This window comes from Burkholderia sp. AU33423 (genome assembly GCF_002223135.1).
In the GTDB taxonomy this organism is placed as follows: Bacteria; Pseudomonadota; Gammaproteobacteria; order Burkholderiales; family Burkholderiaceae; genus Burkholderia; species Burkholderia lata_D.
Genome location: NZ_NKFH01000004.1, coordinates 1,881,022 through 1,905,514, shown reverse-complemented (window position 1 = coordinate 1,905,514; position 24,493 = coordinate 1,881,022). Strand labels below are relative to the sequence as shown.

Sequence of the window (24,493 nt, the reverse complement as noted above, 5' to 3'; positions counted from 1 at the left end):
TCGTCTGGTATCTGCGTGATTCATAGCGAAAACGGGGTGGTGTGTGATTAAATATAATTTCACAGTAAAAAACTATCGGTGTTTCACGGATGAAAAGCCCGCTCGGTTTTCTATATCTCGTGGGATGACGTGCTTTATCGGTATTAATAATTCCGGGAAATCGGCATTGTTGAAGATGTTCCAGGAGTTGAGGAATCTGTGGATTGTCGCTTCTGGTTATGATGGCATTGGTGGTGTCAATGTCGTTGCGTCGCAAAGCTATCATGTCTTTGATCAACACGAAATATTTTGCGATAGAAATAATCGAAATTTGGTGATAGACATCGAAGTGGTCGGTGCCCCGGATGTGGCTTCTCCTGGTCTGATCTATATCTCTCGGGTCGTGTTTACCGGAGCGCGAGATCTCGTTGAATCGCAAAATAATGTGCAGTGGTCTATAGATTATTATGTTGGGAGGCAGCAGGTATCTCACGCGGAAAGTTTTTCGAAATCGGATGCGGCAGGTAAAAGTGATGTGCTGAGTATCGGGGGATTTGGAAACTGCACTGTTGCTTTGCTTCGGGAGTTGTATGGAATTTTGGCTAAATCATTCTATGTCGGGCCATTCCGTAATGCGATAACGGTTGGTTCGGGTGCTCATTTTGATTTGGCAATCGGTGAGGCTTTCATTGCTGCGTGGAACGATTGGCAAAATGGACCAAATAAGAAAAATAATCGGGCAATTACCGCGGTAACGGAAAATATTCGAAGGGTCATGGGCTTCGAGAGGCTAAGTATAACCGCCTCGGTTCAGTCTAAAACGCTTCAGCTTAATATAGATGATCGTCCATATAAATTAAACGAGGTCGGGTCAGGGCTTGCGCAGCTTATTGTCGTATTTGGCAATGCATTGATTCGTTCGCCATCGATAATATTTATTGACGAGCCGGAATTAAATTTGCACCCGAGTTTGCAGCTTGAATTTCTTACGAATCTTGCTTTCTATGCGTCGTATGGTGTTATTTTTGCAACACATTCGATAGGTCTGGCTCGATCATCGGCAGAAAGGATATATACCGTATCAAACCGAAGTGCAGGTGCTGAAGTCGAATTGTATGAGAGAAATGTGAGCCCTGTGGAGATGCTTGGGGAGCTGAGTTTTTCGACATTTAGGGAGTTGGGTGCAGAAAAAATTCTACTGGTGGAAGGCACGACGGATGTTAAGGTTTTTCAGCAGTTTCTGCGTAAGGCTAAAAAAGACAATCGAGTGGTTGTTCTGCCTCTTGGAGGTAATTCGCTTGCGCGCGGAAACGTTGAGCATGAGTTGTCTGAGTTGCGGCGTGTTATCGATGTCGTGGCTGTTGTTGTAGATAGTGAGCGAGAAGTCGAAGGCGGGGAGCCGCTAGCGGCGAGGGCGGCGTTCGCAGAGATCTGCGAGAAGTTAAAATTTGATATTCTTCTAACTGATCGAAGGGCGACCGAAAATTATTTCAATGATGAGGCCGTGAAGAGTGCTTTGGGATCCGGATTTTCTGCGTTAAGTCATTTTGAGAAATTGTCCGATAGAAAAAACGGATGGAGTAAGGCGGATAATTGGAGAATTGCAATGGAAATTGATTGGGAGTATCTGAAGATGACTGATGTTGGAAAATTTATCGATGCTCTCTAGTCCAATCAATCGATACCTACCGGCCATGAAGCGTCGTTCGCTCGACGGTGCCCGAGTTTACCAGTGGGCCGGACGCGTCTGCGCGAAGTTCACCGTTTGGCCAGGTGCAGGTGAATCGGCAGCGACCGGGGCCTGTCCACCTAGCTCGTGGGCGTAGAGCTGCGGGCACAACTCGCAACGTAGTGCTAATCCCGACATGCCATTTGCGGCTGACAGTCTAGATTGTGACTGTATGGGCGCTGCCTCAGGCGTAGGTCCCGTGCTTTGTCGGAAGGCTTGTCATGACTGTAAAGTTCAAAGAAATGTCGAGGCGTGCCAAGTTGATACTACATGTCACTGGGGTGCTCGCATTTTTCAACTTCTTCGCTTTCTGGTGCGCCGCTGTGTACCTGGGCGGCGACGCCGTGAACGGTTATGTGCGCGATCTGCACTACTTTATTTGCGCACATGGCTCATGCCATGAGGTCGCCCACTCGATCTGCAAGTACGGCTATTGGCATGCAATATCTGCTCTTTCAGGTATCGCATTGATATTCATCGAAATTGCGATCCTTATAAATTCTGGAGACGTCGTCATTGATTGAGGCGTCGCGGTCTAACGGCCGATCCCTAAACAGGGTGAGCGTAGGTCGTAGCGTAGCTTTGTGTGCCGAGGCTTGTCAGATAAGGCGGAGGTACTGCTGCATCATTGGAGTGGCGACCGCAGGTGTTACGGCGGGTTGCGTGCTCATGTGACAGGGAAAAGTTGCTATGTCAGGCCGAACTTACCAGTGGCCGGCACGAGCAAGCGTGAGACTCGCCGTTCAGTCGGTCGCCGGTGGTGCAAACGGCGACTAGATTTTGCTTTTGAGATTACGGTATGCGGAATAGGGTCTATGCATCAGACATTCCCCTCACTCTTTGTTATAAGGGCGTGCAAGGGTTCAAATGAAGGGCATTTGCGGCGGACTACTTCGAGGTCCAACGAGTTCGCAATGGAGGCGCCGTCACTTGTAGAGTACCGAGGCTTTAGTTTATTAACTCTGCTTATTCGAGTTAATTCCTCTTTCGCATTTTCGATAGTCTCCGGTTGGTCATATTTTTCCGTTGGTCGCCATTGTGGCCAAACTTTTGTTACACAGTCAATGTCCGCCAAGTACCATGATTCAAGTTCGTGCTTGGGCAATACTATGCAGTAAGGTGGTTTTTGTTTGAAATTTACTTTGTCAAATACATCAGATTTGACGGATTTGAACTTTCCTTCACTGTCGCGTCCGTCGCAATCGCGTACGACGATGCACCCTTTCGTGTCATTGGATGCGCAGGCGTTTATGATTGCTGCGCCTTTGTTCTTAATTTCTCCGGCACCATTAAGTCCTTTCCCTTTGATGGGTAAATTAGGTTGCCCGGCAATTCGTCGAATGATAATTTTTATTGCGTCAAAATCGGTTGGATCTTCCGTGATGAGGATGTACACGATTAATCTTCCAGGATACGAATATAATCGGCCAGCTGCCCCGTTGAATCAACATACTGATCGGCTTTTACTAGTTCATCTTCTGAAAGCGCATGTATATTCGTTTCTCCTTCGGGTGCTTGCACGATTCTTATGTTTTTTGCTCCAATTATATTGATAATCGCCGGCGAGTGGCTGGTAAGTACCAATTGCATTGGGTCAGTGTAGCTCAGTAGAGCATGGGCGAATCGTGTAAGTAGGCCTGGGTGAATGCCGTCTTCTGGTTGTTCTAGTAACATTACCGAGCTCGGTTCATATAGCATTGCGATCAGAGCATGGAGGATGCGCTTGGTGCCAAATGAAAGATCTTCGTAATAAGCGTAGCCCGTTTCGGTATCGAAGAAAACTATATAGCGTTTGCTCGGTGTTTTTTCTCTTCTTGCTTTCCTGAGGGGGAAGTCATCGCGTTCCTCGATGTTGATATCGTTGATGATATTGAGGTGCGAGTGGCCGAGGAGTGTGACTAATTCATCAAATACTTCTTTATTGTTGCGCCAAAGGTCTACGAGCTTAATCATGCAGATCCCAGCGCTGCTTTGTGGCTCGGCTCCAGCCTTCCACATACTCAGCTCGCCATCTGTCACGATCGCCCAGTCACCATCATCGTCGGCAACTGAGTCAAGGGCAAAGTACCGAATGCGACGCAAAAACGTATCAATTTCATGAAGCCTCGATGCGGATTCGGGGCTGATGCTTTTTAGAAATGAAAAGGCAGATGCGGTGCGATTGATTGAGTAGATTTGCTCGTTGTCGTCAAAATAGCTAACCAGCTTTTCGCCATTCCGGGTGTAGAGATCATGCTCGCTATCGGCGGAAAGGGTGGTCAGTGTTTCTTCATAATACGGCATATCCAAAGGACTGTCCGGATTCTCCGAGCGTGCATTTACTCTGTAGCGGTAAGTATCGTCGTCAACCTTAAAGTTCAGCTCGACTGTTGCTTGCGAATAAAAGGTATTCACATCGACCATGCCGCCAACTGTTGCGACGTCACGTGCCCAACAGATAGCTTTCATGATCGTTGTCTTACCGGCATTGTTCGGGCCGACAAGCAGCAACGATGGTCCAATATCGGATATGTGTGCGTCGGCACACGAACGGAAATTTTGGATGCGGATGGAAGTCAGCATGTCTGTAATGTCTGATGAGCGGAGCTACCCGGGTGGACGCGCGGGGCGACACGATGCCACTCGCGGCATGCGGCAATTGTAGAGACCGCAAGGCCTTGAGCGCTATCGCTATGTGGGCGGGGCGCCGGAATAGGCGCCAGACGGCACTGCGAGGATCGAGCGACAGAATGAAAAGCTCTGGCGTAGGTCTCGGCGTAGCTTTTCAATATTGACCTTGTCTAGTATGCCGCAGGTACTGCTGCATCATCGGGGTATGGCCGGCGAAGGCGTCGGGCGACAGCGTGGTCATAAGTCAGGCGTGAAGTTGTTGCTTTGGTTGCCCGAGTTTACCAGTGGCTTCATGTGCGGGCGCGAAGTTGGCTGTTTGGCCGGTTACGGGTGATGGCGTGGGGAGGCGAAGAGTCTCCCAACCGTCGCTACAACAGACGACGAATATGGAATCACAAATCGGAGACGGACCATCCGTACACACCTTCGCGCCGCCGCTAGCAGCAGGGCAAAGGTATCGATGGCATCGTAAATGTCACACCGCCTATGCCAACGATCGCATTCTGCGTATCCGTAACGTCCACGTATCTGAACGCTAGACGAAGATCCCGGCATCAACGAGTTGAAGATCGGCATCGGCGATCTGTCCCGCCGCGACCCCTGGGAGCCGGATGTGTACCCGGACTATGCAGTGCCGATCGCATGGGCGGAGGGGGGATGGCCTTGGGGTCGTAAAGGCGGTGTTCGGATTCTGGCCGAAGTTCATGCAGCCCGAGCGCGTCGACGACAACGGCAGGAAGCGGAGAAAGCTCGACACGGTCAACGCTCGTTCGGAAACTGTTGGGGAGAGTCCCGGCTGTACGGCAAGGCGTGGCGAGCCGGTCAGCGCTGCTTGATCCCGGTCCGATGGAGATACGAGCCTTGCGTCTGGGCCGAAACCAAAGACTACAAACCACAGAGCGTCCGATGCGGTGGAGCCGGATTTACCGCCCCTAGAGGACCGAAAGAAGGTGGCTGTCGACAATCGCCTATGCTCAACACGTACGGTGCCAAGATGTCGTTCCACGCGCGAAGTCTGGACTGAAACTTGCTGGATCTAGAGCACGGGTGACATCCCGAACGGAGGCAGCCATGGAACAGGAGTTGAAGTTACGAATCCCCCCGGAGCACCTCGGCAAGCTTCGTCGCGCGCCTCTGCTCGTGCGTAGCCACACCGAGGCTAATCCATCGAAACTCCTGACCAGCACCTATTTCGACACGCCGGATCTGGCTCTACACGGGTGCGGCGCGTCGCTGCGTGTGCGGGCCGACGGCCGGCGGCGGATCCAGACATTGAAGCTCGGGGGCGTTATTGATGCGGGGGTTTTCGACAGGGGTGAGTTCGAAGTGCCAATCAATGGCGACGCGCCCGACCTCACGCTGCTGCATGAGGTGATACCCGCCGACACGGATTGCGGAAAGCTGATTCGTGATCAGGCTGTTGCCGCGTGCCTCGCTCCTGTTTTCGTCACACGCATGAATCGAACCGCGATCCCGATACATCTTGCGTCGGAAGACGAAATCGAAGTAGCCGTAGATGAGGGAACCATTGAGGCGCAAACGGGCTCCGTGTCCCTTGCAGCAGTCGAACTCGAACTCAAGCAGGGCAACCGGCAAGCCCTCCATGCGACGGCGCTTGAACTCCTGAAGGCCGCACCGTTGCGAATCGACCATCGCAGCAAGGCCGATGTCGGTTACGAATTGCTTGTCGCGGAGCATGCGGAAGCCGTAAGAGCAAAGCCCGTCCGCCTCGGCAAGAGCGCTTCAATTGAAGATGCGTTCTGCACGATCCTGCGTAACTGCCTTGATCAGGTTCACGCCAACGCGCGCGGCGTCGTTTCCGGTCACGATCCGTCATGCGTGCATCAGATGCGGGTGGGGCTCCGGCGTTTGCGTTCGGCGTTGGACTTGTTCGCCAAGGTGATTCCCGCATACTCCGGACTCGACGACGAACTGCGCTGGATTGCGGCAGAACTCGGTGCGGCGCGCGACTGGGGAGTCCTGGCCGGGGCCACGCTCGATCATGCCGGAGCTGATAGCAATGAAGAAGAGCTGGGGCCGATTCGGCGGGCTTGCACGCAGATGGCAGTGGACAACCGCAAACGAGCGGCGACCGCGGTCGATTCGGTTCGCTACACGCGGCTGATACTGGAGTTCACGCTATGGCTGGAAGTCAAAAGATGGCGCGACGCGATGACCGACGAACAGCGCGCGGCGATCGAAGGTTCCGCGAGGAAGTTCGCCGTTGAAGTGCTGCACAGTCGGCACCGGAAGCTGATCAAGCGTGGCAAGAAGCTTGCCGATCTGGACGACCACCATCGGCACCGCGCCCGTATCGCGGCGAAGAAGGTTCGCTACGCGACGGAGTTCTTTCAGTCGTTGGTTTCCAAAAGGGCCGTGCGTCACTACGTCGATGCACTGACGGACCTTCAGGACGATCTTGGGTGGCGCAACGATGCGGTTGTCGCGGATAAACTCCTGCGCATCGTGTCGCGGAAGTCGACCGAAGCCGATCGTGGCGCGGCTTTCGTCAGAGGTTATCTGGCTTCACGCGTTGCCGCCGATCATCGAAGGCTAAGTAAGTTGTGGAAGCGTTTTGAACGCATATCGCCACCGCACTAAATCGGATCGGGATTGGGTGGGCGATCGGATGCAAACATGTCCCACACGTCAGATAAGCCGCAGGTACTGCTGGATCATCGGGGTATGGCCGGCGAAGGCGTCGGGCGACAGCGTGGTCACAAGTCAGGCGTGAAGTTGTTGCTTGGGTTGCCCGAGTTGACCAGTGGCTTCGGCATGCACGCGCGAAGTTCGCCATTCGGCCAGGTTGCCGGAGATTGCGCGACCGGCGGCGATCGTTCTCACGCCGCCGTCCGACCGCGCTCCTGGCCGGCCATGCGAAAGTCGGCGCCGCTCAGGTGGAGAACCTTCGCGCGCCGACTCGTTTCGTACATCAGGCCGCTTGCCCCGACGTCATGCTGAGCGCCACCGCCTGCGCGACTTCGATCCCGTCGATGGCCGCCGAATAGATGCCACCCGCATACCCCGCACCTTCACCCGCCGGATACAGCCCCTCGACGTTCATGCTCTGGTAATCGTCCTTGCGCCGAATCCGGATCGGCGACGAAGTGCGCGTCTCGACACCGGTGAGCACTGCATCGTGCATCGCGAACCCGGCGATCTTCTTGTCGATCTCGGGGAGGGCTTCGCGGATCGCTTCGATCACGTAGTCGGGCAGCGCGGTGCTGAGATCGGTCGGGTTCACGCCCGGCTTGTACGACGGTTCCACGGAGCCGAGCGACGTCGACGGCCGGCCGGCGATGAAATCACCGACCAACTGGCCCGGCGCGCGATAATCGCCGCCGCCGAGTTCGAACGCGCGCTCTTCCCATTTGCGCTGGAACGCGATGCCGGCCAGCGGCCCGCCGGGATAGTCGTCCGGCGTGATGCCGACGACGATGCCCGCGTTCGCATTGCGCTCGGCGCGCGAATACTGGCTCATGCCGTTGGTGACCACGCGGCCCGGCTCGGAGGTTGCCGCGACCACCGTGCCGCCCGGGCACATGCAGAAGCTGTAGACGGCGCGGCCATTGCTGCAGTGGTGCACCACCTTGTAGTCCGCCGCGCCGAGCTGCTTGTGGCCCGCGAACTTGCCGAAGCGGCTGCGATCGATCAGCCCCTGCGGATGTTCGATACGGAAGCCGAGCGAGAACGGCTTGGCTTCGATATAGACACCGCGATCGTGCAGCATCTGGAAGGTGTCGCGCGCGCTGTGGCCCACAGCCAGCACCACGTGGTCGCACCGCAGCGTTTCGCCGTTCGAGAGCTTCAGCGAGCGTACCTTGCCCTGATCGATCTCGATATCGTCGACCCGCGTTTCGAAACGCACTTCACCACCCAGTTCGTGGATGGACGCGCGCATCTTTTCCACCATGCTGACGAGGCGGAACGTGCCGATGTGCGGCCGGCTCAGGTACAGGATGTCGTCCGGCGCCCCGGCCTTGACGAATTCGTCCAGCACCTTGCGGCCATAGTGGTTCGGATCCTTGATCTGGCTGTACAGCTTGCCGTCGGAAAACGTCCCGGCGCCGCCTTCACCGAACTGCACGTTGGATTCGGGGTTGAGTACGCTCTTGCGCCACAGGCCGAAGGTGTCCTTGGTGCGCTCGCGCACGGCCTTGCCGCGTTCGAGGATGATGGGGCGGAACCCCATCTGCGCGAGGATCAGCCCCGCGAACAGGCCGCACGGCCCCATGCCGATAACGACCGGGCGCAGGAAATTGCCGTGCTCGGGCGCCTTCGTGACGAAGTGGTACGCCATGTCGGGCGTCACGCCGCAATGCGGCTTGCCGGCGAGGCGCTTGATCGCGGCCGCTTCGTCCGCGACTTCGACATCGACGATATACGTGAGCTTGATGTCGGCGCGCTTGCGCGCATCGTGCGCACGGCGGAACACGGTGTAACGGAGGAGCCCGTCCGCGGCCACGCCAAGCTCCGCGAGGCGCGCGCGAATCGCGGCCTCGAGCGCGCTTTCGGGGTGGTCGAGGGGGAGTTTAATTTCGCTTAGCCGTAACATGAGGACTCGGATGCGATTGCCACGGCGTCGTGGCGGTGTTGATATGGCCGGGGTCCGGCAGGCCGGCGGTATTGTCCGCCGTGCGGGCATGCCGGACGCCAACCCATCATTGTCATTGCGGGAAGGGCCGTGCAAGCGGAAGTACGCTGACCGGCCCGAACAACTCAAGCAACTTCAGGATAGGCGCACGAAGCGACCCTTGTGCGGGAAGATTGTCCCGCCTCCCGGTAACCGGGAGGCGAACGGCGCGCCGTCATGACGATGCCTGTGAGCGATATGCGCGCAAGCCGCGCCATGCAGGCGCGGCCGGGGCTTACTCCGCCGCCGGATGCACGCGCGTGTAACCCTTCAGGATCGGGATCATCTGCGCGTAGATCTTCGGGTTCGCGGCGACGATTTCATGGCGATGCAGGAAATCGGCGTCGCCCGTGTAGTTGCCGACGAGGCCGCCGGCCTCGGTGATCAGCAGGCTGCCCGCTGCCATGTCCCACACGTTGATGCCCTGCTCGAAGAACGCGTCGAGGCGGCCGGCCGCGACGTTCGCGAGATCGAGTGCGGCCGCGCCCGGACGGCGCAGGCCCGTGCAGGCCTGCGTCATTTCGGTGAAGAGGCGCGCGTAGGCATCGAGGCCGTCCTTTTCGCGGAACGGGAAGCCCGTGCCGACCAGTGCGTCCGACAGGCGGTCGCGGCGGCCGACGCGGATGCGGCGGTCGTTCAGGTACGCGCCGCGGCCGCGGGTGGCCGTGAACAGGTCGTTCTTGTTCGGGTCGTAGACGACAGCCTGCGTGACGACGCCCTTGTGCTCGAGCGCGATCGATACGCAGTAGTACGGGAAGCCGTGGATGAAGTTGGTCGTGCCGTCGAGCGGATCGATGATCCACTTGAATTCGGATTCGTTCTCCGATTCGCCCGATTCTTCCGCGAGGATCGCGTGGTCGGGGTAGGCGGTCTTCAGCGTCTCGATGATCGCGTCTTCGGCGGCCTTGTCCACTTCGGTGACGAAGTCGTTCTGCTGCTTCTTGCGGATCTCGATCAGGTCGAGATCGAGGGACGCGCGATTGATGATCTGTCCGGCGCGGCGCGCAGCCTTGACAGCAATGTTGAGCATGGGATGCATGAGCCTGGATCCTGTAGCCGGCGGCACGGGCCGCCACGAAGTGGAACAACCGCCCGGCACGGCGCAAGCGTGGCAGGCGAGGTGAGACGCGAATTGACAAAGAACGGGGTACGACCCGCGCCGCACGGAGTGCGACGCGTAAAGGCATGATTTTACCCGATTTTTGGCGGTTTCATGCGACCGGCGTACGGGGAAACCCCCACTATCCATCCGGACGAGTGGGTTTGCCGCGGCGATGGCGATACCATACTGCCATTCTGATGAACCGAGTCGTATCGTAGTGGAAACCCCGCAGATCACCGCCGCGCTGTCCGAGCCGGGCGCGGCCTCGTCCCAGCCGCCGTCCGGCGGCTTCACGTCCACCCGTTTCGTGCTTGTCGAGCCGAGCCATCCCGGCAATGTCGGGGCGGCCGCCCGTGCGCTGAAGACGATGGGCTTCTCGCGTCTCGTGCTGGTCGCGCCCCGCGTGCCGCACGTGCAGAGCGATCCCGAGGCGATCGCGATGGCCAGCGGCGCGGACGATGTCCTGGCGTCCGCGCATGTCGTGCCGACGCTCGGCGACGCGCTGTCCGGTGTTCACTGGTCGATCGCGCTGACCGCGCGCACGCGCGAATACGGGCCGCCGCGCCTGGCGCCGCGTGCCGCCGCCGCGCAGGCGTGCGCGCAGGTCGGCACGGGTGAAATCGCGCTCGTGTTCGGCAACGAGCGCACGGGCCTCGCGAACGAGCATGTCGAGCAGTGCAGTGCGTTGGCGCATATCCCGGCGAACCCGGCCTACAGTTCGCTGAATCTCGCACAGGCCGTACAGGTGCTTGCGTACGAGCTGCGTGTCGCGTTTCTCGAGCAGGCGAGCGAACCGTCGGCGCAACCGTCGGCCGAAGCCGGCACGCTTGCGCAGAGCGACGAGATCGAGCGGATGTACGTGCACCTCGAGAACGCGCTGATCGCGCTCGACTTCCTCGATCCGCGCAACCCGAAGAAGCTGATGCCGCGGCTGCGGCGCCTATTCGCGCGCACGGGCCTCGAGCGCGAGGAGGTCAACATCTTGCGCGGTGTCGCGAAGCACATCCTGCTGAAATCGGGCAAGCCCGACGGCGACGCGTAAGCGGTCGGCGCACGGGGTGCCGGATGTCCCGGCGCGCGGGGCAACCACGCGTCGGCAGGTGCCGGGTCGGCCGCCGAAAGCGCCGGGGCCGATCGCTCCACTTGGTCGACCACCCCGCAAACCCAGTAACAGCAAGCGTTTCGCCCGAATACCCGCGCCGGCGGCGGGGTGAACTTGCGAGCGCGTGCGGCCGTTCGTGACTCGCCCTACAATCGCCAAACGTCATAAGTAAATTACCCGGCGCGATAACGGCCGGTCATTGCCGGCGATGCGCGCCGGCCTTTTCCCAGACCACATCATGTTCACGAGACTGCGCGAAGACGTTGCAACGATTCGCGAGCGGGATCCCGCCGCTCGCAGTGCATGGGAAGTGCTGACCTGTTATCCGGGGTTGCATGCGCTCGTGCTGCATCGGTTCGCACACGCATGCTGGCGCGCGAAGCGCTACTGGCTCGCGCGTTTCGCGTCGCAGGCCGGTCGGTTCCTGACGGGGATCGAGATTCACCCCGGCGCGACGATCGGCCGGCGCGTGTTCATCGATCACGGGATGGGGGTCGTGATCGGCGAGACGGCGATCGTCGGCGACGACTGCACGATCTATCAGGGCGTGACGCTGGGCGGCACGTCGCTCACGCGCGGCGCCAAGCGCCACCCGACGCTCGAGGCCGGTGTGATCGTCGGGGCGGGCGCGAAGGTGCTCGGCGGCTTTACGGTCGGGGCGGGTGCGAAGATCGGTTCGAACGCGGTCGTCGTGAAGCCGGTACCGGCAGGCGGCACGGCGGTCGGCAATCCGGCGCGCGTCGTGATGCCGGCGCAGCCGAAGCCGCAGCCCGAACGTGCGGCGTTCTGCGCGTACGGGATCACGCCGAATGCCGACGATCCGATGTCGCTCGCGATTCATGGGCTGATCGATCACGCGGCGAAGGAAAGCCGCCGCGTCGACGAGATCGTCGCGGCGCTCGAGCGGCTCGGCACGCATCTGGAAACGCTGCAGGGCGCCGACGCGGCGCGCCTCGATCTGCGCCGGCTGTCGGCCGTGCTGGAAGGCAAGTCGGTCGAACGCCAGGCGTAATTCAATGGATGCCCGCTGCTGCCGGTTGTTGCGACGGTAGCGGCGGCGTCAGTCGAGCGGCATCGCGTGGATGCCTTCCGCGTCGACGCGCAGGTAGCCGCCGCGCGGCTTGCCGTGGTCGAGATCCCAGTCGGGCAACACCCAGCGGATGCCACCCGGTTCCAGGTGCCGCGCGGGGCGGTGCGTATGGCCGTGAATGATCACGCTCGCGCGGCTTTTCCGGAACAGCGCCGCCACGCCTTCATGCGTGACATCGTAAATCGCCGAAGCAGGGCGCATCCGGCCCGCTTCGCTGTTCGAGCGCATGCGCTGCGCGAGCGCGCGGCGCCAGCGGAACGGCCATGCGAGAAACAGCCATTGCGCCGCGCGGTTGCGTGCGAAGCGGCGGAACACCTGGTAGCCGCGGTCGGCCGTGCACTGCGCGTCGCCATGCGTGAGCACGATGCGCTGGCCGAAGGCCATGACCAGCGAAGGATCGGGCAGCAGCATCGCGCCCGCTGCCTTCATGAAGCGCCGGCCGAGCAGGAAATCGCGGTTGCCGTGCATCACGTAGAGCGCGATGCCGCGCTCCGAGAACGTGTGCATCAGCGCGGCCATGCGGGCCGCGAACGGATCGTCGTCGAGGATGTCGTCGCCGATCCAGTATTCGAACAGGTCGCCGAGGATGAACACCGAGTCGGCGCTGTCGGCGGTGTATTTCACGAAATGCTCGAACGCAGCGACCGTCTTCGGAATCGCTTCGCTCAGGTGCAGATCGGAGAGAAACAGGAACGGGCGTGCGGCTTGCGCGTATTCGCGCTCGCCCGGCACGCCCGCGGAGACGCTTCGCGGCGGACTCTCCTGCAACATCGAAGTGCCTCCGTAACGTCGCGTCAGACCACGACGGCCTTCTCGATCACGACGTCGTCAGTCGGCACGTCCTGGTGGAAACCAGCGTTGCCCGTCTTGACGCCCTTGATCTTGTCGACCACGTCCTGGCCTTCGACGACCTTGCCGAACACGGCGTAGCCCCAGCCTTGCGGCGTCGGCGACGAGTGGTTCAGGAAGTCGTTGTCGTTCACGTTGATGAAGAACTGGGCGGTCGCCGAGTGCGGATCGTTCGTGCGTGCCATTGCGACCGTGTAGTTGTCGTTCTTCAGACCGTTGTTCGCCTCGTTGTCGATCGGCGCATCGGTCGGCTTCTGCTTCAGGCCCGGCTCGAAGCCGCCGCCCTGGATCATGAAGCCGTTGATCACGCGATGGAACACGGTGCCGTCGTAGTGGCCCTTCTTCACGTAGTTCAGGAAGTTCTCGACCGTCTTCGGTGCCTTCGCGGCGTCGAGCTCGAGCTTGATCACGCCGTGGTTCGTATGCAGTTCAACCATGATGAATTCCTTCGGTGAGGCGGTTTAAATGGCACGCGGCCGGTCGTGCGACGCGGCCGCGTGAGGCGCCGGACGTGCCGGCAGGTTCTTACTTCGAGACGATGCTGGCCGATTCGATCACGATCGGTTGCGCGGGCACGTCCTGCATCGGGCCGCGCGAGGTCGTCGCGACGCCTTCGATCTTCTTCACGACGTCGAGACCCGACACGACCTTGCCGAACACCGCATAGCCGTTGCCGTCCGGGTTCGGGTAGTCGAGGCCGCTGTTGTCGACCGTGTTGATGAAAAACTGCGCGGTGGCCGAGTTCGGATCGCTCGTGCGTGCCATCGCGATCGTGCCCGTCAGGTTCTTCAGACCATTGCGGCTCTCCAGCGGGATCGGCGCGCGGGTCGGCTTCTCCTCGAAGTTGGTCTTGTAGCCGCCGCCCTGGATCATGAAGCCCTTGATCACGCGATGGAAGATCGTGCCGTTGTACTGGCCGGCCTTCACGTAATCGAGGAAGTTGGCGACGGACTTCGGCGCCTTCTCCGGGTAGAGCTCGACGCGGATATCGCCCTGCGAGGTCTTCAGCTGCACGACGGGGTGCGCGGTAGCCGATTGCGCGAACGCAGGTGCGGTCGCGGTCGCGAGAAGGGCGGCGCCGCCAAGCGCCAGCAACAGACGTTTCATTGCGATCCTCAGGTTGGGAGGGAAAGAAGGCCGCGCCGCTTATTTCGACGGCGCGACGTACGGCGCCGCCAGTGCGCCCGACGGACCGCTGAACTGGAACGTCGGCGACATCGGCAGCGTGGTGGTGCTCACGTTCGCGGCAGCGCGGTCGGAGTAGTCGCGCGTGGCCGGTGCGGTCGCGCGGGCATTCGGCGCGGCCTTCGGCGGCGACACGATCTTCTGGAGATCGGCGAGGCGCTGCGCGGTCGCGCCGCTCGTGCGGCCGAGCGATTGCGCGCGCTTGTACGACTCGGCCGCGAGGCGCAGGTAGAGATCGCCGAGGTTCTCGTACGCGAGCGAGTAGCCCGGGTTCGATTGCGTCGCCGTGACGAGCGCGGTGCGCGCTTCGTCGTAGCGGCCATGCTTCGCGTAAAGCGCCGCAAGGTTGTTGTACGGCTCGGGCAGTTCGGGGTACGCCTGCGTGATCGCGACGAACTGCTGGATCGCGTCGTCATCGCGGTTCAGGCGGGCCAGCACGGTGCCGCGCTTGAACTGCGCCTGCACGTCGTGCGGGTGCGACGCGATGCGCGCGTCGAGCTGCGCGAGCGCCTGCTTCCACTGCTTGCCGGCGATCGACGCGTCGATTTCGGGCGTGCCGTCGGCGGTGGCCGGGGCCTTCTGCGCATGCGCCGCGGGAGCCGCGAAAAGCGTCAGCGCGACGCCCATGACGGTGGTCGCAACGAGGGTCGCAGCGCTCGGCGCGCGGCCGCGATGAGGTTTCATAGGCGTAAATCGGAATGTTATACTCCGAGCCATTCTAACAAAACGTCTGCGCGTTCCGGCGAGCGTCAGACAGTCTTTCTTTGCCTCTCGTGGCCGTCACCGCTGTGCTTGCAGCCTGACCGCCCCATGTGATATCGAGGACGCTCGGCCTGGTGCCGCAGCAGATGGTCCGTCCGTTTCACATGCTGGGCGAGCTTCGCCAGGGCGGTTTCCTTCGGCTCACGGTTCATCTCTATGGAATCACTGCGCATCTACAACACGCTCGCGCGTGACAAGCAAGTCTTCGTGCCGCGCCAGGCTGGCGAAGTGCGGATGTACGTATGCGGAATCACCGTATACGACTATTGTCACGTGGGCCACGCGCGCATGCTGGTCGTGTTCGACCTCGTCCAGCGCTGGTTGCGTGCGATCGGTTACCGGGTCACGTATGTGCGCAACATTACCGACATCGACGACAAGATCATTCGCCGCGCGGTCGAGAACGGCGAGACGATCAAGTCGCTGACCGACCGGTTCATCGGCGCGATGCACGACGATGAAAGCGCGCTCGGCATCCAGCGGCCCGACATCGAGCCGCGCGCGACCGAGTTCATCCCGCAGATGCTCGGCATGATCGAGACGCTCGAGACGAACGGCTACGCGTACCAGGCGACCGACGGCGACGTCAATTACTCGGTGCGCAAGTTCGCGAACTACGGGAAGCTGTCGGGCAAGTCGCTCGACGACCTGCGCGCGGGCGAGCGCGTCGCCGCGAACGACGCGAAGGAAGATCCGCTCGATTTCGTGCTGTGGAAACGCGCGAAGCCGGAAGATCCGGAAGGCACGTCGTGGGCGTCGAAGTACGGGATGGGGCGCCCGGGCTGGCACATCGAGTGCTCGGCGATGGGCTGCACGCTGCTCGGCGAGCATTTCGACATCCACGGTGGCGGGCAGGATCTGCAATTCCCGCACCACGAGAACGAGATCGCGCAGAGCGAAGGCGCGACCGGCCAGACGTTCGTCAATTACTGGATGCACAACGGTTTCGTGCAGGTCGACAACGAGAAGATGTCGAAATCGCTCGGCAACTTCTTCACGATCCGCGAAGTGCTCGAGCGCTACGATGCCGAAGTCATGCGCTTCTTCATCGTGCGCACGCACTACCGTTCGCCGCTCAATTACAGCGACGTGCATCTCGACGATGCGCGCGCGTCGCTCACGCGTCTCTATACCGCACTGAAAGACGTTGAAGCCGACACGCTCGCGCTCGACTGGAACGAGCCGCACGCGCAGCGTTTCGCCGCCGCGATGAACGACGACTTCAACACGCCGGTCGCGGTGGCGACGCTGTTCGAGCTGGCGGGCGAGGTGAATCGCACGGGCGACGCATCGCTCGCGCGGCAGTTGAAACAACTGGCGGGCCTGCTCGGCCTGCTGGGCCGCGAACCGCGCGCGTTCTTGCAGCAGGCGTCCGGCGCCGCGCAGGCGGGCGGGCTCGCCGCCGACGAGATCGAAGCGAAGATCGCTGCGCGTGTCGCGGCGAAGCAAGCGAAGGACTATGCCGAAGCGGACCGGATCCGGGCAGAACTGCTCGAGACCGGTATCGCACTTGAAGACAAACCGGGCGGATCGACCGAATGGCGTCGCGTATGAGCGCGGTGCGTTCCACTGACCGATCCGTCAGGTAGGAGGCAAGATGGCAACGGCCAGAAAAGCGCCGGTCAGGCGCGCGACCCCGGTCGCCGCGCGTCCGGCAGCCAAGCGCGTGCCGCCGGCGAAGACGGACGCGACGCGCGCCGTGCCGAACGGCGCGCTCAACGGTCATGCGCAGCCGGCGGCTGCGCCGCCGGCCGCCGACGCGGCCCGCAAGGCCCGTGCGTCCGAAGCGGACGGCGAGGAGGTCGTCGTGCGTCCTGCATACTGGGATAAAGCATGCGCCGACCTCGTCAAGCGCGACCGGATCCTGAAGAAACTGATTCCGAAGTTCGGTCCCGCGCATCTCGTGAAGCGCGGCGACCCGTTCGTCACGCTCGCGCGCTCGGTCGTCGGCCAGCAGATTTCGGTGCCGTCGGCGCAGTCGCTGTGGGCGCGCATCGGGGATGCCTGTCCGAAACTCGCGCCACAGCCGGTGATCCGGCTCGGCGCGGACAAGCTGATCGCGTGTGGGCTGTCGAAGCGCAAGACGGAATACATCCTCGATCTCGCGCAGCATTTCGTGTCGGGCGCGCTGCACGTCGACAAATGGACGTCGATGGACGACGAGGACGTGATCGCGGAACTCACGCAGATCCGCGGCATCAGCCGCTGGACGGCCGAGATGTTCCTGATCTTCAACCTGTCGCGGCCGGACGTCCTGCCGCTCGACGACCCGGGCCTGATCCGCGCGATCAGCGTCAATTACTTCAGCGGGGAACCCGTCACGCGCAGCGAGGCGCGTGAAGTAGCGGCCAACTGGGAACCGTGGCGTACCGTCGCGACCTGGTACATGTGGCGCAGCTTCGATGCGCCCGACGCCGACGCCTGAGCGGCGGCTATCGGGTTTTAAACATCAATAGTTGAGAGCCGGTTTTGAGCGTCGCCCGCGCGGGTAGAATACGCGCTGCCGCAAGACCCAAGGATTCGAACACATGAAGACCACGTTTCTGGATTTCGAACAGCCGATCGCCGAACTCGAGGCCAAGATCGAAGAGCTGCGATTCGTGCAGGACGACTCGGCTGTCGACATTTCGGAAGAAATCGAGCGGCTGTCGAAGAAAAGCCAGCAACTGACGAAAGACCTCTACGCGAACCTGTCGCCGTGGCAGGTTTCGCAGATCGCGCGGCATCCGCAGCGTCCGTACACGCTCGATTACGTTGCGGAACTGTTTACCGATTTTCACGAGCTGCACGGCGACCGCGCATTCGCGGACGATGTGTCGATCGTCGGCGGCCTCGCGCGCTTCGGCGGCCATCCGTGCATGGTGATCGGTCACCAGAAGGGCCGTGACACGAAGGAGCGCGCCGCGCGCAACTTCGGGATGCCGCGTCCGGAAGGCTATCGCAAGGCCGAACGCCTGATGCGTCTCGCCGAGAAGTTCGGTCTGCCGATCTTCACGTTCGTCGACACGCCGGGCGCGTACCCGGGTATCGGCGCGGAAGAGCGCGGCCAGTCGGAGGCAATCGGCCGCAACCTTTACGTGATGGCCGAGCTGAAGACGCCGATCATCACGACGGTGATCGGCGAGGGCGGTTCGGGCGGCGCGCTCGCGATCGCGGTGGCCGACACGGTGATGATGCTGCAATTCTCGACCTACTCGGTGATCTCGCCGGAAGGCTGCGCGTCGATCCTGTGGAAGAGCGCCGCGAAGGCGCCGGAAGCGGCGGAAGCGCTGGGCCTGACCGCGCACCGCCTGAAGGCGCTCGGCCTGATCGACAAGATCATCAACGAGCCGCTCGGCGGCGCGCATCGCGATCCGAAGGGCATGGCTGCGCTGCTGCGCCGTGCGCTCGCCGACTCGCTGCGCCAGTTCCAGGGGATGAGCATCGATGCGCTGCGCGAGCGTCGCTTCGAGCGCCTGATGGCCTACGGCAAGTTCAAGGAAACCACGCCGGGCGCATGACCGGCCGCGTCTTCCAGTCGCGCGCCGCTGCGCGCGCGTTCCTCTCGTGATTCCGCCAACCGAATACTCCGCCGACCGCGTCGTTCTCGACGCGGTCGGCGTTGCGCTTTCCGGCATGCCGCCCGATGCCCGCATCGCGATCGCATACAGCGGCGGCCTCGACTCGACGGTGCTGCTCGATGCGGCCGTGCGCGTCGCGGGCGCGTCGCGGTGCGTCGCGCTGCACGTGCATCACGGGCTGAGTGCGAATGCCGACGCGTGGGTGGCGCACGCCGAGGCCAGCGCCGCGGGGCTCGGCGTCGCGTTCGAATCGATGGGCGTCGACGTGCCGCGCGACAGCGGCCTTGGCGTCGAGGCGACGGCGCGCGAGCGGCGCTATGCGGCGCTCGACGAGATGTGCGAACGCCACGGCGCGGCCGCGCTGTGGCTCGCGCAGCATGCGGACGACCAAGCCGAGACCGTGTTGCTGCAGTTGTTGCGCGGCGCGGGGATCGCGGGGCTTGCCGCCATGGCGCCGCGTTACCGCCCTGACGGCGTGAGCGTCGAGCGTGTGCGCCCGCTGCTGCGACTGTTGCGTGCGCAACTCGAGCGCTATGCGAAGCAGCGCGATCTGGCATGGATCGACGACGAATCGAACAACGACACGCGTTACGCGCGCAATGCGTTGCGCATCGACGTGCTGCCGGCGCTGGCCGTGCATTTCCCGGGCTTTCGCGACGCGCTCGGCCGCGCGGCCCAGCATGCGGCGGCCGCCCAGCGACTGCTCGACGATCTGGCCGAACTCGACTTCGCCGTTGCCGCGCGCGATGACGGGCAGGCACTGGCGCGCGATGCGCTGGTCGCGTTCGACGATACGCGCGGCGCGAACCTGCTGCGCTTCTGGATGCGTCGGCTCGGTCTGCCGAGTGCGTCGGCTGCCCGGCTCGCCAACATGATGCGGCAGTTGCGTGCCACGAATGTCGCCCATGCGCTGCGCGTCGATCACGCAGGGCAATGCCTGCGCCTGTATCGCGATGTCGTCTACTGGGAAGCGGGGGACAGCAGCGAACCGGCCGATGACGGCACCGGGAGCCCGCATCCGGAAGCGGTGCTCGCGTGGGACGGACAGGACGTCTGGCACCTGCCGGGTTGGCGCGGCACGTTCGTGTTCGTGCCGGCCGATGCGGGAAGCGCCGACGCGGTGCCGGAGACGCTGCTGCGCGGCGCGCGGCTGGCGGCGCGTGCCCGAGCGGGCGGCGAGCGGATGCGCACGTCGCCGGGCGGCCCGGGCCGTACGCTGAAGAACCTGTTCCAGGAGCGTGGTGTGCCCGCCTGGCAGCGCGACGTGCCGCTGCTGTTCGCCGGCGACTGGCTGATCTACGTGCCGCGCCTCGGCGTGAATCGCGATGCCGGCATGTCCGGCGGCGGAGCGCCCGGTGATGGCGCGTGGCGCCGGGTCGAGTGGCGTCCCGACTTACTGATCGCATAGCGGCGGCGGCCCGCGTGGCGGCGCGATGGCACGCGCATTTTCACCATTTGGTAAACAGCGCCGGAACGGCCTTGGACGCCGCGCGCGGCTTGTCAAGCGGGCCTCTATCGGGTACGCTCGGTCGTTTGCTCGGCTCGATTTTTGAGCGATTTGTGCAGGTTTTCCGCGTGACGTACCCGGTTTGCGCGGCCCGATCGGCCTTCCGGGCAAAATCCGTCACGCTTGCGTGTTGCGTCCCAGCCGTCCCCCTCGTCGTCCGTCCACAGCCACAAGCCGCGTGACCGAACGGCTACGCGGCCTGCCCAGCGCGCCCGTGCGGTTTCTCCTCCAGTTCAGAACGACAATGGCACTCATCGTACATAAATACGGCGGCACTTCGATGGGCTCGGTCGAGCGCATCAAGAACGTCGCGAAACGCGTCGCAAAATGGCATCAGGCCGGGCACCAGATGGTGGTCGTGCCTTCGGCGATGTCCGGCGAAACCAACCGTCTGCTCGGTCTCGCGAAAGAGATTTCGAGCCAGCCGAGCCCGCGCGAGCTCGACATGATCGCGTCGACCGGCGAGCAGGTCAGCGTCGGCCTGCTGTCGATCGCGCTGCAGGAAATCGGCGTCGAGGCCGTGAGCTACGCCGGCTGGCAAGTGCCGATCAAGACCGACAGCGCGTTCACGAAAGCGCGCATTCACTCGATCGACGACGAGCGCGTGAAGGCCGATCTGAATGCAGGCAAGGTCGTGATCATCACGGGCTTCCAGGGCGTCGATCCGGACGGTCACATCACGACGCTGGGCCGTGGCGGCTCGGATACGTCGGCGGTGGCGGTCGCGGCTGCGCTGGGTGCCGAAGAGTGCCTGATTTATACGGACGTCGATGGCGTCTACACGACCGATCCGCGCGTCGTCGAAGAGGCGCGACGCCTCGATCGCGTGACGTTCGAGGAAATGCTGGAAATGGCCAGCCTCGGCTCGAAGGTCCTGCAGATCCGCTCGGTCGAATTCGCCGGCAAATACCAGGTGAAGACGCGTGTGCTGTCGAGCCTGACCGATCCGCTGATTGCGCTCGACGAAGAAATGCGCTCGGGCACCCTGATTACTTTTGAAGAAGACGAGACCATGGAAAAGGCAGTCATTTCCGGCATCGCGTTCCAGCGCGACGAAGCACGCATTGCTGTGATGGGCGTGCCCGACAAGCCGGGCATCGCGTATCAGATCCTCGGCCCGGTCGCGGATGCGAACGTCGACGTCGACATGATCATCCAGAACCAGAGCGTCCAGGGCAAGACCGACTTCACGTTCACGGTCGGCCGTGGCGACTACCAGAAGGCGATGGACATCCTCACCAACCAGGTGAAGGGCCACGTGAATGCCGAGCAGGTGCAGGGCGACCCGAAGGTGTCGAAGGTGTCGGTCGTCGGTGTCGGCATGCGTTCGCACGTGGGCGTCGCGAGCAAGATGTTCCGCACGCTGTCGGAAGAGGGCATCAACATCCAGATGATCTCGACGTCCGAAATCAAGATTTCGGTGCTGATCGACGAAAAATACATGGAGCTGGCCGTCCGCGCGCTGCACAAGGCATTCGAACTCGACCAGGCATCGTGAATTTTTCGTGATGCATTGAAGAAAATGCATCACGGAAATTGACGCGCGGTTCGAAACCCTATATTATTTCGTTCTCGTCGCACTGCCTCCCTGGTGCGAGCGAAAGTTTGGGAGACGTGGCCGAGAGGTCGAAGGCACTCCCCTGCTAAGGGAGCATCTGGGCCAAAACCTGGATCGAGGGTTCGAATCCCTCCGTCTCCGCCAAAAGCGGTGACAAAGCCCCGCAAGTTCTCGGACTTGCGGGGCTTTTTCTTTTTCGGGCCCGTCGACGGACTTGTCGACAACCACGCGCCGTTAGGCACGGCGACACGGTTACCGGCATGCGGCAGCACGCACGCGTATGACAAGCGCCGGCAGATCCTGCGGAAGTACCACACGATCATCGTGCAGCGTGTTGCGATGGAGCAGGGCAGCGATGCTGCTCGTGCCCCGGTCCCTCTCCGGTTCGCATTCGATACGCATGCCGCACTGCTGGATGTCGCGAACTGCATCTGCGATGCGATTGTCATGACGCCCCCGCGTCGAAGTCGGCACAGTCCGCCGCAAGCGGCATGATCGATGCCGGTCCAGGCCACGCGTGCAAGCCGCTTCGGCCCACTTCCTGCGCAACACGATCATCATCGCGCGATGAGGATGCGCATTGGGGACCGCCTGAGTCGTCAGCGATCAGCTCGGGAACATGAAGACGAGGGGGAGCGACCATTCCCTCGACCTGCGTCGAGCAAGGTCAAATGAAATGACAATGAAAGATGGTGTGTAAGGATTGAGAGCCGCACACGTATCGTCCCGCCGACCGTCAATGAGCGCGTTCCGACCCTTAGAAACAGACCATCCGTGTCAAAATGCGGCACTGCGTCGATTTTCGCGATCGGCGTCATCGGGCAATACAAAAAATTACACATAAAAATCAGCTACATAGGGCGATGTTAAAAATCAATGCTCTGCTGCGCTGCAGAAAATAATCAATCGCCTTATGCTGGTTAACCCGATCGCGTTTGAGCGGCGTCAAGTTTTCCGGTGATGCCGCTTTACATTTTGCCAACACTGGCGATTCACGAAATCTACCTGTCGATTTGATTTCGTTCCTTTCGTCTCGCCTGTCCCCGATGCAGTGCGCGACTTCATCAAGGCCTCGTTGACATGCATGATTTCCCCTTCCTGAGCCTGGCCATCTGGGCTCCGATCCTGTTCGGCGCGTGCCTGCTGCGCGCCGGTTCCGACCATCATCCACGCCGTACGCGGTTGATCGCGCTCGTCGGCGCGCTGGTAGGGCTTGCCGCGGTCGTGCCGCTGGTTGCCGGTTTCGATGCGCATTCGGCCGCGATGCAGTTCGTCGAAAGCCGCAACTGGCTGGCGGCATTCAATTCCGGATGGCGGGTCGGCATCGACGGCGCGTCGCTATGGCTCGTCGTACTGACCGCGTTCACGACGCTCGTGGTGGTGGTGGCGTCATGGGAGTCGGTCACGGTACGCGTCGCGCAGTACTACGCGTCGTTCCTGATCCTGTCGGGGCTGATGGTCGGCGTGTTCGTCGCACAGGACGGGCTGCTGTTCTTCATCTTCTTCGAGGCGACGCTGATCCCGCTATACCTGCTGATCGGCACGTGGGGGCGCGAGCGTCGCGTGTACGCGGCCGTGAAGTTCTTCTTCATCTCGTTCGCCGGATCGCTGTTGCTGCTGATGGCGATGCTGTACCTGTACGCGCAGTCGCATACGTTCGACATGGCCGTATGGCGGACGCTGCAGCTCGGCTTCGCGCCGCAGTTGCTGGTGTTCCTCGGCTTCTTCGCCGCCTTCGCGGTCAAGGTGCCGATGTGGCCGGTCCACACGTGGCTGAGCGATGTCTACACCGACGGCCCGACCGGCGCCGCGCTGATGCTCGCGATGCTCAAGCTCGGCGGCTACGGGTTCCTGCGCTTCGCGCTGCCGGTCACGCCCGATGCGGCCCACTTCTTCGCGCCGGCCGTGATCGCGCTGTCGCTGTTCGCGATCGTCTATGCGAGCCTGATCGCGCTCGCGCAGACCGATCTCGGCAAGCTGCTCGCGTACTCGACGGTCGCGCACATGGGGATCGTCACGCTCGGGCTGTTCCTGTTCAACCGGATCGGCGTCGAAGGCGCGATCGTCCAGCTCGTGTCGTACGGCTTCGTCGCGGGTGCGATGCTGTTGTGCGTGAACGTGCTCGTCGATCGCACGAAGCAGCGCGAGATTGCCGCTTACGGCGGCGTCGCGGGCGTGATGCCGCGCTTCGCGACCTTCACCGTGCTGTTCGCGATGGCCAACGTCGGCCTGCCGGGCACGTCGGGGTTCGTCGGCGAGTTCATGGTCATCATGGGTGCGATCCGCTTCAACTTCTGGATCGGCGCCATCGCGGCGCTGACGCTGATCCTCAGCGCGTCGTACACGCTGTGGATGCTCAAGCGCGTCGTGTTCGGCAAGGTCGCGAGCCAGCGGATCGCGAAGCTCGCCGACCTGAACCGTCGCGAGATCGTGATGTTCGCGTCGCTCGCACTCGTGGTGCTGGCGGTCGGCATCGATCCGAAGCCGTTCACCGACGCGATCGATCCGACCGTCGGACGGCTGATCGAAGACGCGAGCCATTCGAAGCTGCCGACAGGGGACGGCCCTGCGCAGCCGCAGCCGTCGTACATGGCATCGACGCGCGGCTGATCGCGGCACGTCGCGGGAGTGGGGCGCACCGCACGGCGGTGCGGTCGTTGCACGCGCATCGATCCGGTCGCGGCCCGGCGCAGGGAGCGCCGGGCCGGCTTTCGGCTGCGTGAAATTGCCCCGCGACAATCTGTCTCACAGCAGATTCTGCAATGATGATTTTCCACATTAGCTGGTTTTTCATCGCACTCGCGCGACGTATGATTCGGCCACTTTC

Annotated in this window: 19 protein-coding genes, 1 tRNA gene and 1 pseudogene; 13 read left to right on the top strand and 8 right to left on the bottom strand. The window is 61.8% G+C overall.

Annotated elements, in window-relative coordinates:
* Positions 1-175: 175 nt before the first annotated feature.
* Together CFB50_RS11575 and CFB50_RS11570 are read left to right on the top strand one after the other, a co-directional pair.
* The gene (locus tag CFB50_RS11575) at positions 176-1,648 is read left to right on the top strand and encodes an ATP-dependent nuclease (protein WP_373452957.1); all 1,473 of its coding nucleotides are present in this window, start codon (positions 176-178) and stop codon (positions 1,646-1,648) included.
* Positions 1,649-1,929: 281 nt separating this feature from the next.
* Positions 1,930-2,232, top strand: a complete 303-nt coding sequence (locus CFB50_RS11570) for a hypothetical protein (protein WP_089445911.1) — start codon at positions 1,930-1,932, stop codon at positions 2,230-2,232.
* 296 nt (positions 2,233-2,528) lie between these two features.
* On the opposite strand, the gene CFB50_RS11565 is transcribed toward CFB50_RS11570, so the two are convergent.
* A complete protein-coding gene (locus CFB50_RS11565) occupies positions 2,529-3,104 on the bottom strand; it encodes a DUF4276 family protein (RefSeq protein WP_179254173.1) in 576 nt (191 codons plus the stop codon).
* Between the two features lie 2 nt (positions 3,105-3,106).
* Entirely contained in the window at positions 3,107-4,270 is a 1,164-nt protein-coding gene (locus tag CFB50_RS11560) for an AAA family ATPase (protein ID WP_089445909.1), read from the bottom strand.
* A gap of 601 nt (positions 4,271-4,871) precedes the next feature.
* Here CFB50_RS11560 and CFB50_RS39960 point away from each other — a divergent pair.
* Positions 4,872-5,183: pseudogene (locus CFB50_RS39960) on the top strand (SOS response-associated peptidase family protein); the annotation flags it as partial.
* 206 nt (positions 5,184-5,389) lie between these two features.
* Complete coding sequence (locus tag CFB50_RS11550; RefSeq protein ID WP_089445908.1) at positions 5,390-6,919, top strand: CYTH and CHAD domain-containing protein; 1,530 nt, start codon at positions 5,390-5,392, stop codon at positions 6,917-6,919.
* Between the two features lie 331 nt (positions 6,920-7,250).
* Here CFB50_RS11550 and CFB50_RS11545 read toward each other — a convergent pair whose 3' ends face one another.
* Positions 7,251-8,873, bottom strand: a complete 1,623-nt coding sequence (locus tag CFB50_RS11545) for an NAD(P)/FAD-dependent oxidoreductase (RefSeq protein WP_089445907.1) — start codon at positions 8,871-8,873, stop codon at positions 7,251-7,253.
* Between the two features lie 313 nt (positions 8,874-9,186).
* Complete coding sequence (locus CFB50_RS11540; protein ID WP_011352522.1) at positions 9,187-9,990, bottom strand: inositol monophosphatase family protein; 804 nt, start codon at positions 9,988-9,990, stop codon at positions 9,187-9,189.
* A 280-nt stretch (positions 9,991-10,270) separates the two neighbouring features.
* On the opposite strand from CFB50_RS11540, the gene CFB50_RS11535 reads away from it, so the two are divergent.
* Together CFB50_RS11535 and cysE are read left to right on the top strand one after the other, a co-directional pair.
* A complete protein-coding gene (locus tag CFB50_RS11535) occupies positions 10,271-11,095 on the top strand; it encodes an RNA methyltransferase (protein WP_089445906.1) in 825 nt (274 codons plus the stop codon).
* A 268-nt stretch (positions 11,096-11,363) separates the two neighbouring features.
* Positions 11,364-12,167 carry a serine O-acetyltransferase gene (gene cysE, locus CFB50_RS11530; RefSeq protein WP_089425733.1) on the top strand — a complete coding sequence of 268 codons (804 nt, stop codon included), beginning with the start codon at positions 11,364-11,366 and terminating at the stop codon, positions 12,165-12,167.
* Positions 12,168-12,215: 48 nt separating this feature from the next.
* On the opposite strand, the gene CFB50_RS11525 is transcribed toward cysE, so the two are convergent.
* The 4 genes from CFB50_RS11525 to CFB50_RS11510 form a co-directional block, all read right to left on the bottom strand.
* Entirely contained in the window at positions 12,216-13,016 is an 801-nt protein-coding gene (locus CFB50_RS11525; protein ID WP_089445905.1) for a UDP-2,3-diacylglucosamine diphosphatase, read from the bottom strand.
* A gap of 23 nt (positions 13,017-13,039) precedes the next feature.
* A complete protein-coding gene (locus CFB50_RS11520) occupies positions 13,040-13,531 on the bottom strand; it encodes a peptidylprolyl isomerase (RefSeq protein WP_006478428.1) in 492 nt (163 codons plus the stop codon).
* Between the two features lie 88 nt (positions 13,532-13,619).
* Positions 13,620-14,201, bottom strand: coding sequence for a peptidylprolyl isomerase (locus CFB50_RS11515; protein WP_011352517.1), 582 nt, complete (start codon positions 14,199-14,201; stop codon positions 13,620-13,622).
* A 39-nt stretch (positions 14,202-14,240) separates the two neighbouring features.
* The gene (locus CFB50_RS11510; RefSeq protein WP_179254172.1) at positions 14,241-14,963 is read right to left on the bottom strand and encodes a tetratricopeptide repeat protein; all 723 of its coding nucleotides are present in this window, start codon (positions 14,961-14,963) and stop codon (positions 14,241-14,243) included.
* A 234-nt stretch (positions 14,964-15,197) separates the two neighbouring features.
* Here CFB50_RS11510 and cysS point away from each other — a divergent pair, with 234 nt between their 5' ends.
* From cysS to CFB50_RS11465, 7 genes are all read left to right on the top strand, one after another.
* Positions 15,198-16,595, top strand: coding sequence for a cysteine--tRNA ligase (gene cysS, locus CFB50_RS11505; protein ID WP_069248324.1), 1,398 nt, complete (start codon positions 15,198-15,200; stop codon positions 16,593-16,595).
* A gap of 43 nt (positions 16,596-16,638) precedes the next feature.
* Positions 16,639-17,466, top strand: coding sequence for a DNA-3-methyladenine glycosylase family protein (locus CFB50_RS11500; protein WP_089445903.1), 828 nt, complete (start codon positions 16,639-16,641; stop codon positions 17,464-17,466).
* A 103-nt stretch (positions 17,467-17,569) separates the two neighbouring features.
* The gene (locus CFB50_RS11495) at positions 17,570-18,541 is read left to right on the top strand and encodes an acetyl-CoA carboxylase carboxyltransferase subunit alpha (RefSeq protein WP_039364696.1); all 972 of its coding nucleotides are present in this window, start codon (positions 17,570-17,572) and stop codon (positions 18,539-18,541) included.
* A 46-nt stretch (positions 18,542-18,587) separates the two neighbouring features.
* Positions 18,588-20,009: a tRNA lysidine(34) synthetase TilS gene (gene tilS, locus CFB50_RS11490; RefSeq protein ID WP_089445902.1), complete on the top strand. Its 1,422-nt coding sequence runs from the start codon at positions 18,588-18,590 to the stop codon at positions 20,007-20,009.
* A gap of 343 nt (positions 20,010-20,352) precedes the next feature.
* Positions 20,353-21,606: an aspartate kinase gene (locus CFB50_RS11480; RefSeq protein ID WP_027787050.1), complete on the top strand. Its 1,254-nt coding sequence runs from the start codon at positions 20,353-20,355 to the stop codon at positions 21,604-21,606.
* Between the two features lie 110 nt (positions 21,607-21,716).
* Positions 21,717-21,810 (top strand) — tRNA-Ser (locus tag CFB50_RS11475).
* A gap of 936 nt (positions 21,811-22,746) precedes the next feature.
* Positions 22,747-24,276, top strand: coding sequence for a complex I subunit 4 family protein (locus CFB50_RS11465; RefSeq protein WP_089445900.1), 1,530 nt, complete (start codon positions 22,747-22,749; stop codon positions 24,274-24,276).
* Positions 24,277-24,493: the final 217 nt, after the last annotated feature.

Coding starts and splice junctions, on each gene's coding strand:
- CFB50_RS11575 (WP_373452957.1), top strand. CDS start 176: ATGTTCCAGGAGTTGAGGAATCTGTGGATTGTCGCTTCTGGTTATGAT.
- CFB50_RS11570 (WP_089445911.1), top strand. CDS start 1,930: ATGACTGTAAAGTTCAAAGAAATGTCGAGGCGTGCCAAGTTGATACTA.
- CFB50_RS11560 (WP_089445909.1), bottom strand. CDS start 4,270: ATGCTGACTTCCATCCGCATCCAAAATTTCCGTTCGTGTGCCGACGCA.
- CFB50_RS11550 (WP_089445908.1), top strand. CDS start 5,390: ATGGAACAGGAGTTGAAGTTACGAATCCCCCCGGAGCACCTCGGCAAG.
- CFB50_RS11545 (WP_089445907.1), bottom strand. CDS start 8,873: ATGTTACGGCTAAGCGAAATTAAACTCCCCCTCGACCACCCCGAAAGC.
- CFB50_RS11540 (WP_011352522.1), bottom strand. CDS start 9,990: ATGCATCCCATGCTCAACATTGCTGTCAAGGCTGCGCGCCGCGCCGGA.
- cysE (WP_089425733.1), top strand. CDS start 11,364: ATGCGCGCCGGCCTTTTCCCAGACCACATCATGTTCACGAGACTGCGC.
- CFB50_RS11525 (WP_089445905.1), bottom strand. CDS start 13,016: ATGTTGCAGGAGAGTCCGCCGCGAAGCGTCTCCGCGGGCGTGCCGGGC.
- CFB50_RS11520 (WP_006478428.1), bottom strand. CDS start 13,531: ATGGTTGAACTGCATACGAACCACGGCGTGATCAAGCTCGAGCTCGAC.
- CFB50_RS11515 (WP_011352517.1), bottom strand. CDS start 14,201: ATGAAACGTCTGTTGCTGGCGCTTGGCGGCGCCGCCCTTCTCGCGACC.
- CFB50_RS11510 (WP_179254172.1), bottom strand. CDS start 14,963: ATGAAACCTCATCGCGGCCGCGCGCCGAGCGCTGCGACCCTCGTTGCG.
- cysS (WP_069248324.1), top strand. CDS start 15,198: ATGGAATCACTGCGCATCTACAACACGCTCGCGCGTGACAAGCAAGTC.
- CFB50_RS11500 (WP_089445903.1), top strand. CDS start 16,639: ATGGCAACGGCCAGAAAAGCGCCGGTCAGGCGCGCGACCCCGGTCGCC.
- CFB50_RS11495 (WP_039364696.1), top strand. CDS start 17,570: ATGAAGACCACGTTTCTGGATTTCGAACAGCCGATCGCCGAACTCGAG.
- CFB50_RS11480 (WP_027787050.1), top strand. CDS start 20,353: ATGGCACTCATCGTACATAAATACGGCGGCACTTCGATGGGCTCGGTC.
- CFB50_RS11465 (WP_089445900.1), top strand. CDS start 22,747: ATGCATGATTTCCCCTTCCTGAGCCTGGCCATCTGGGCTCCGATCCTG.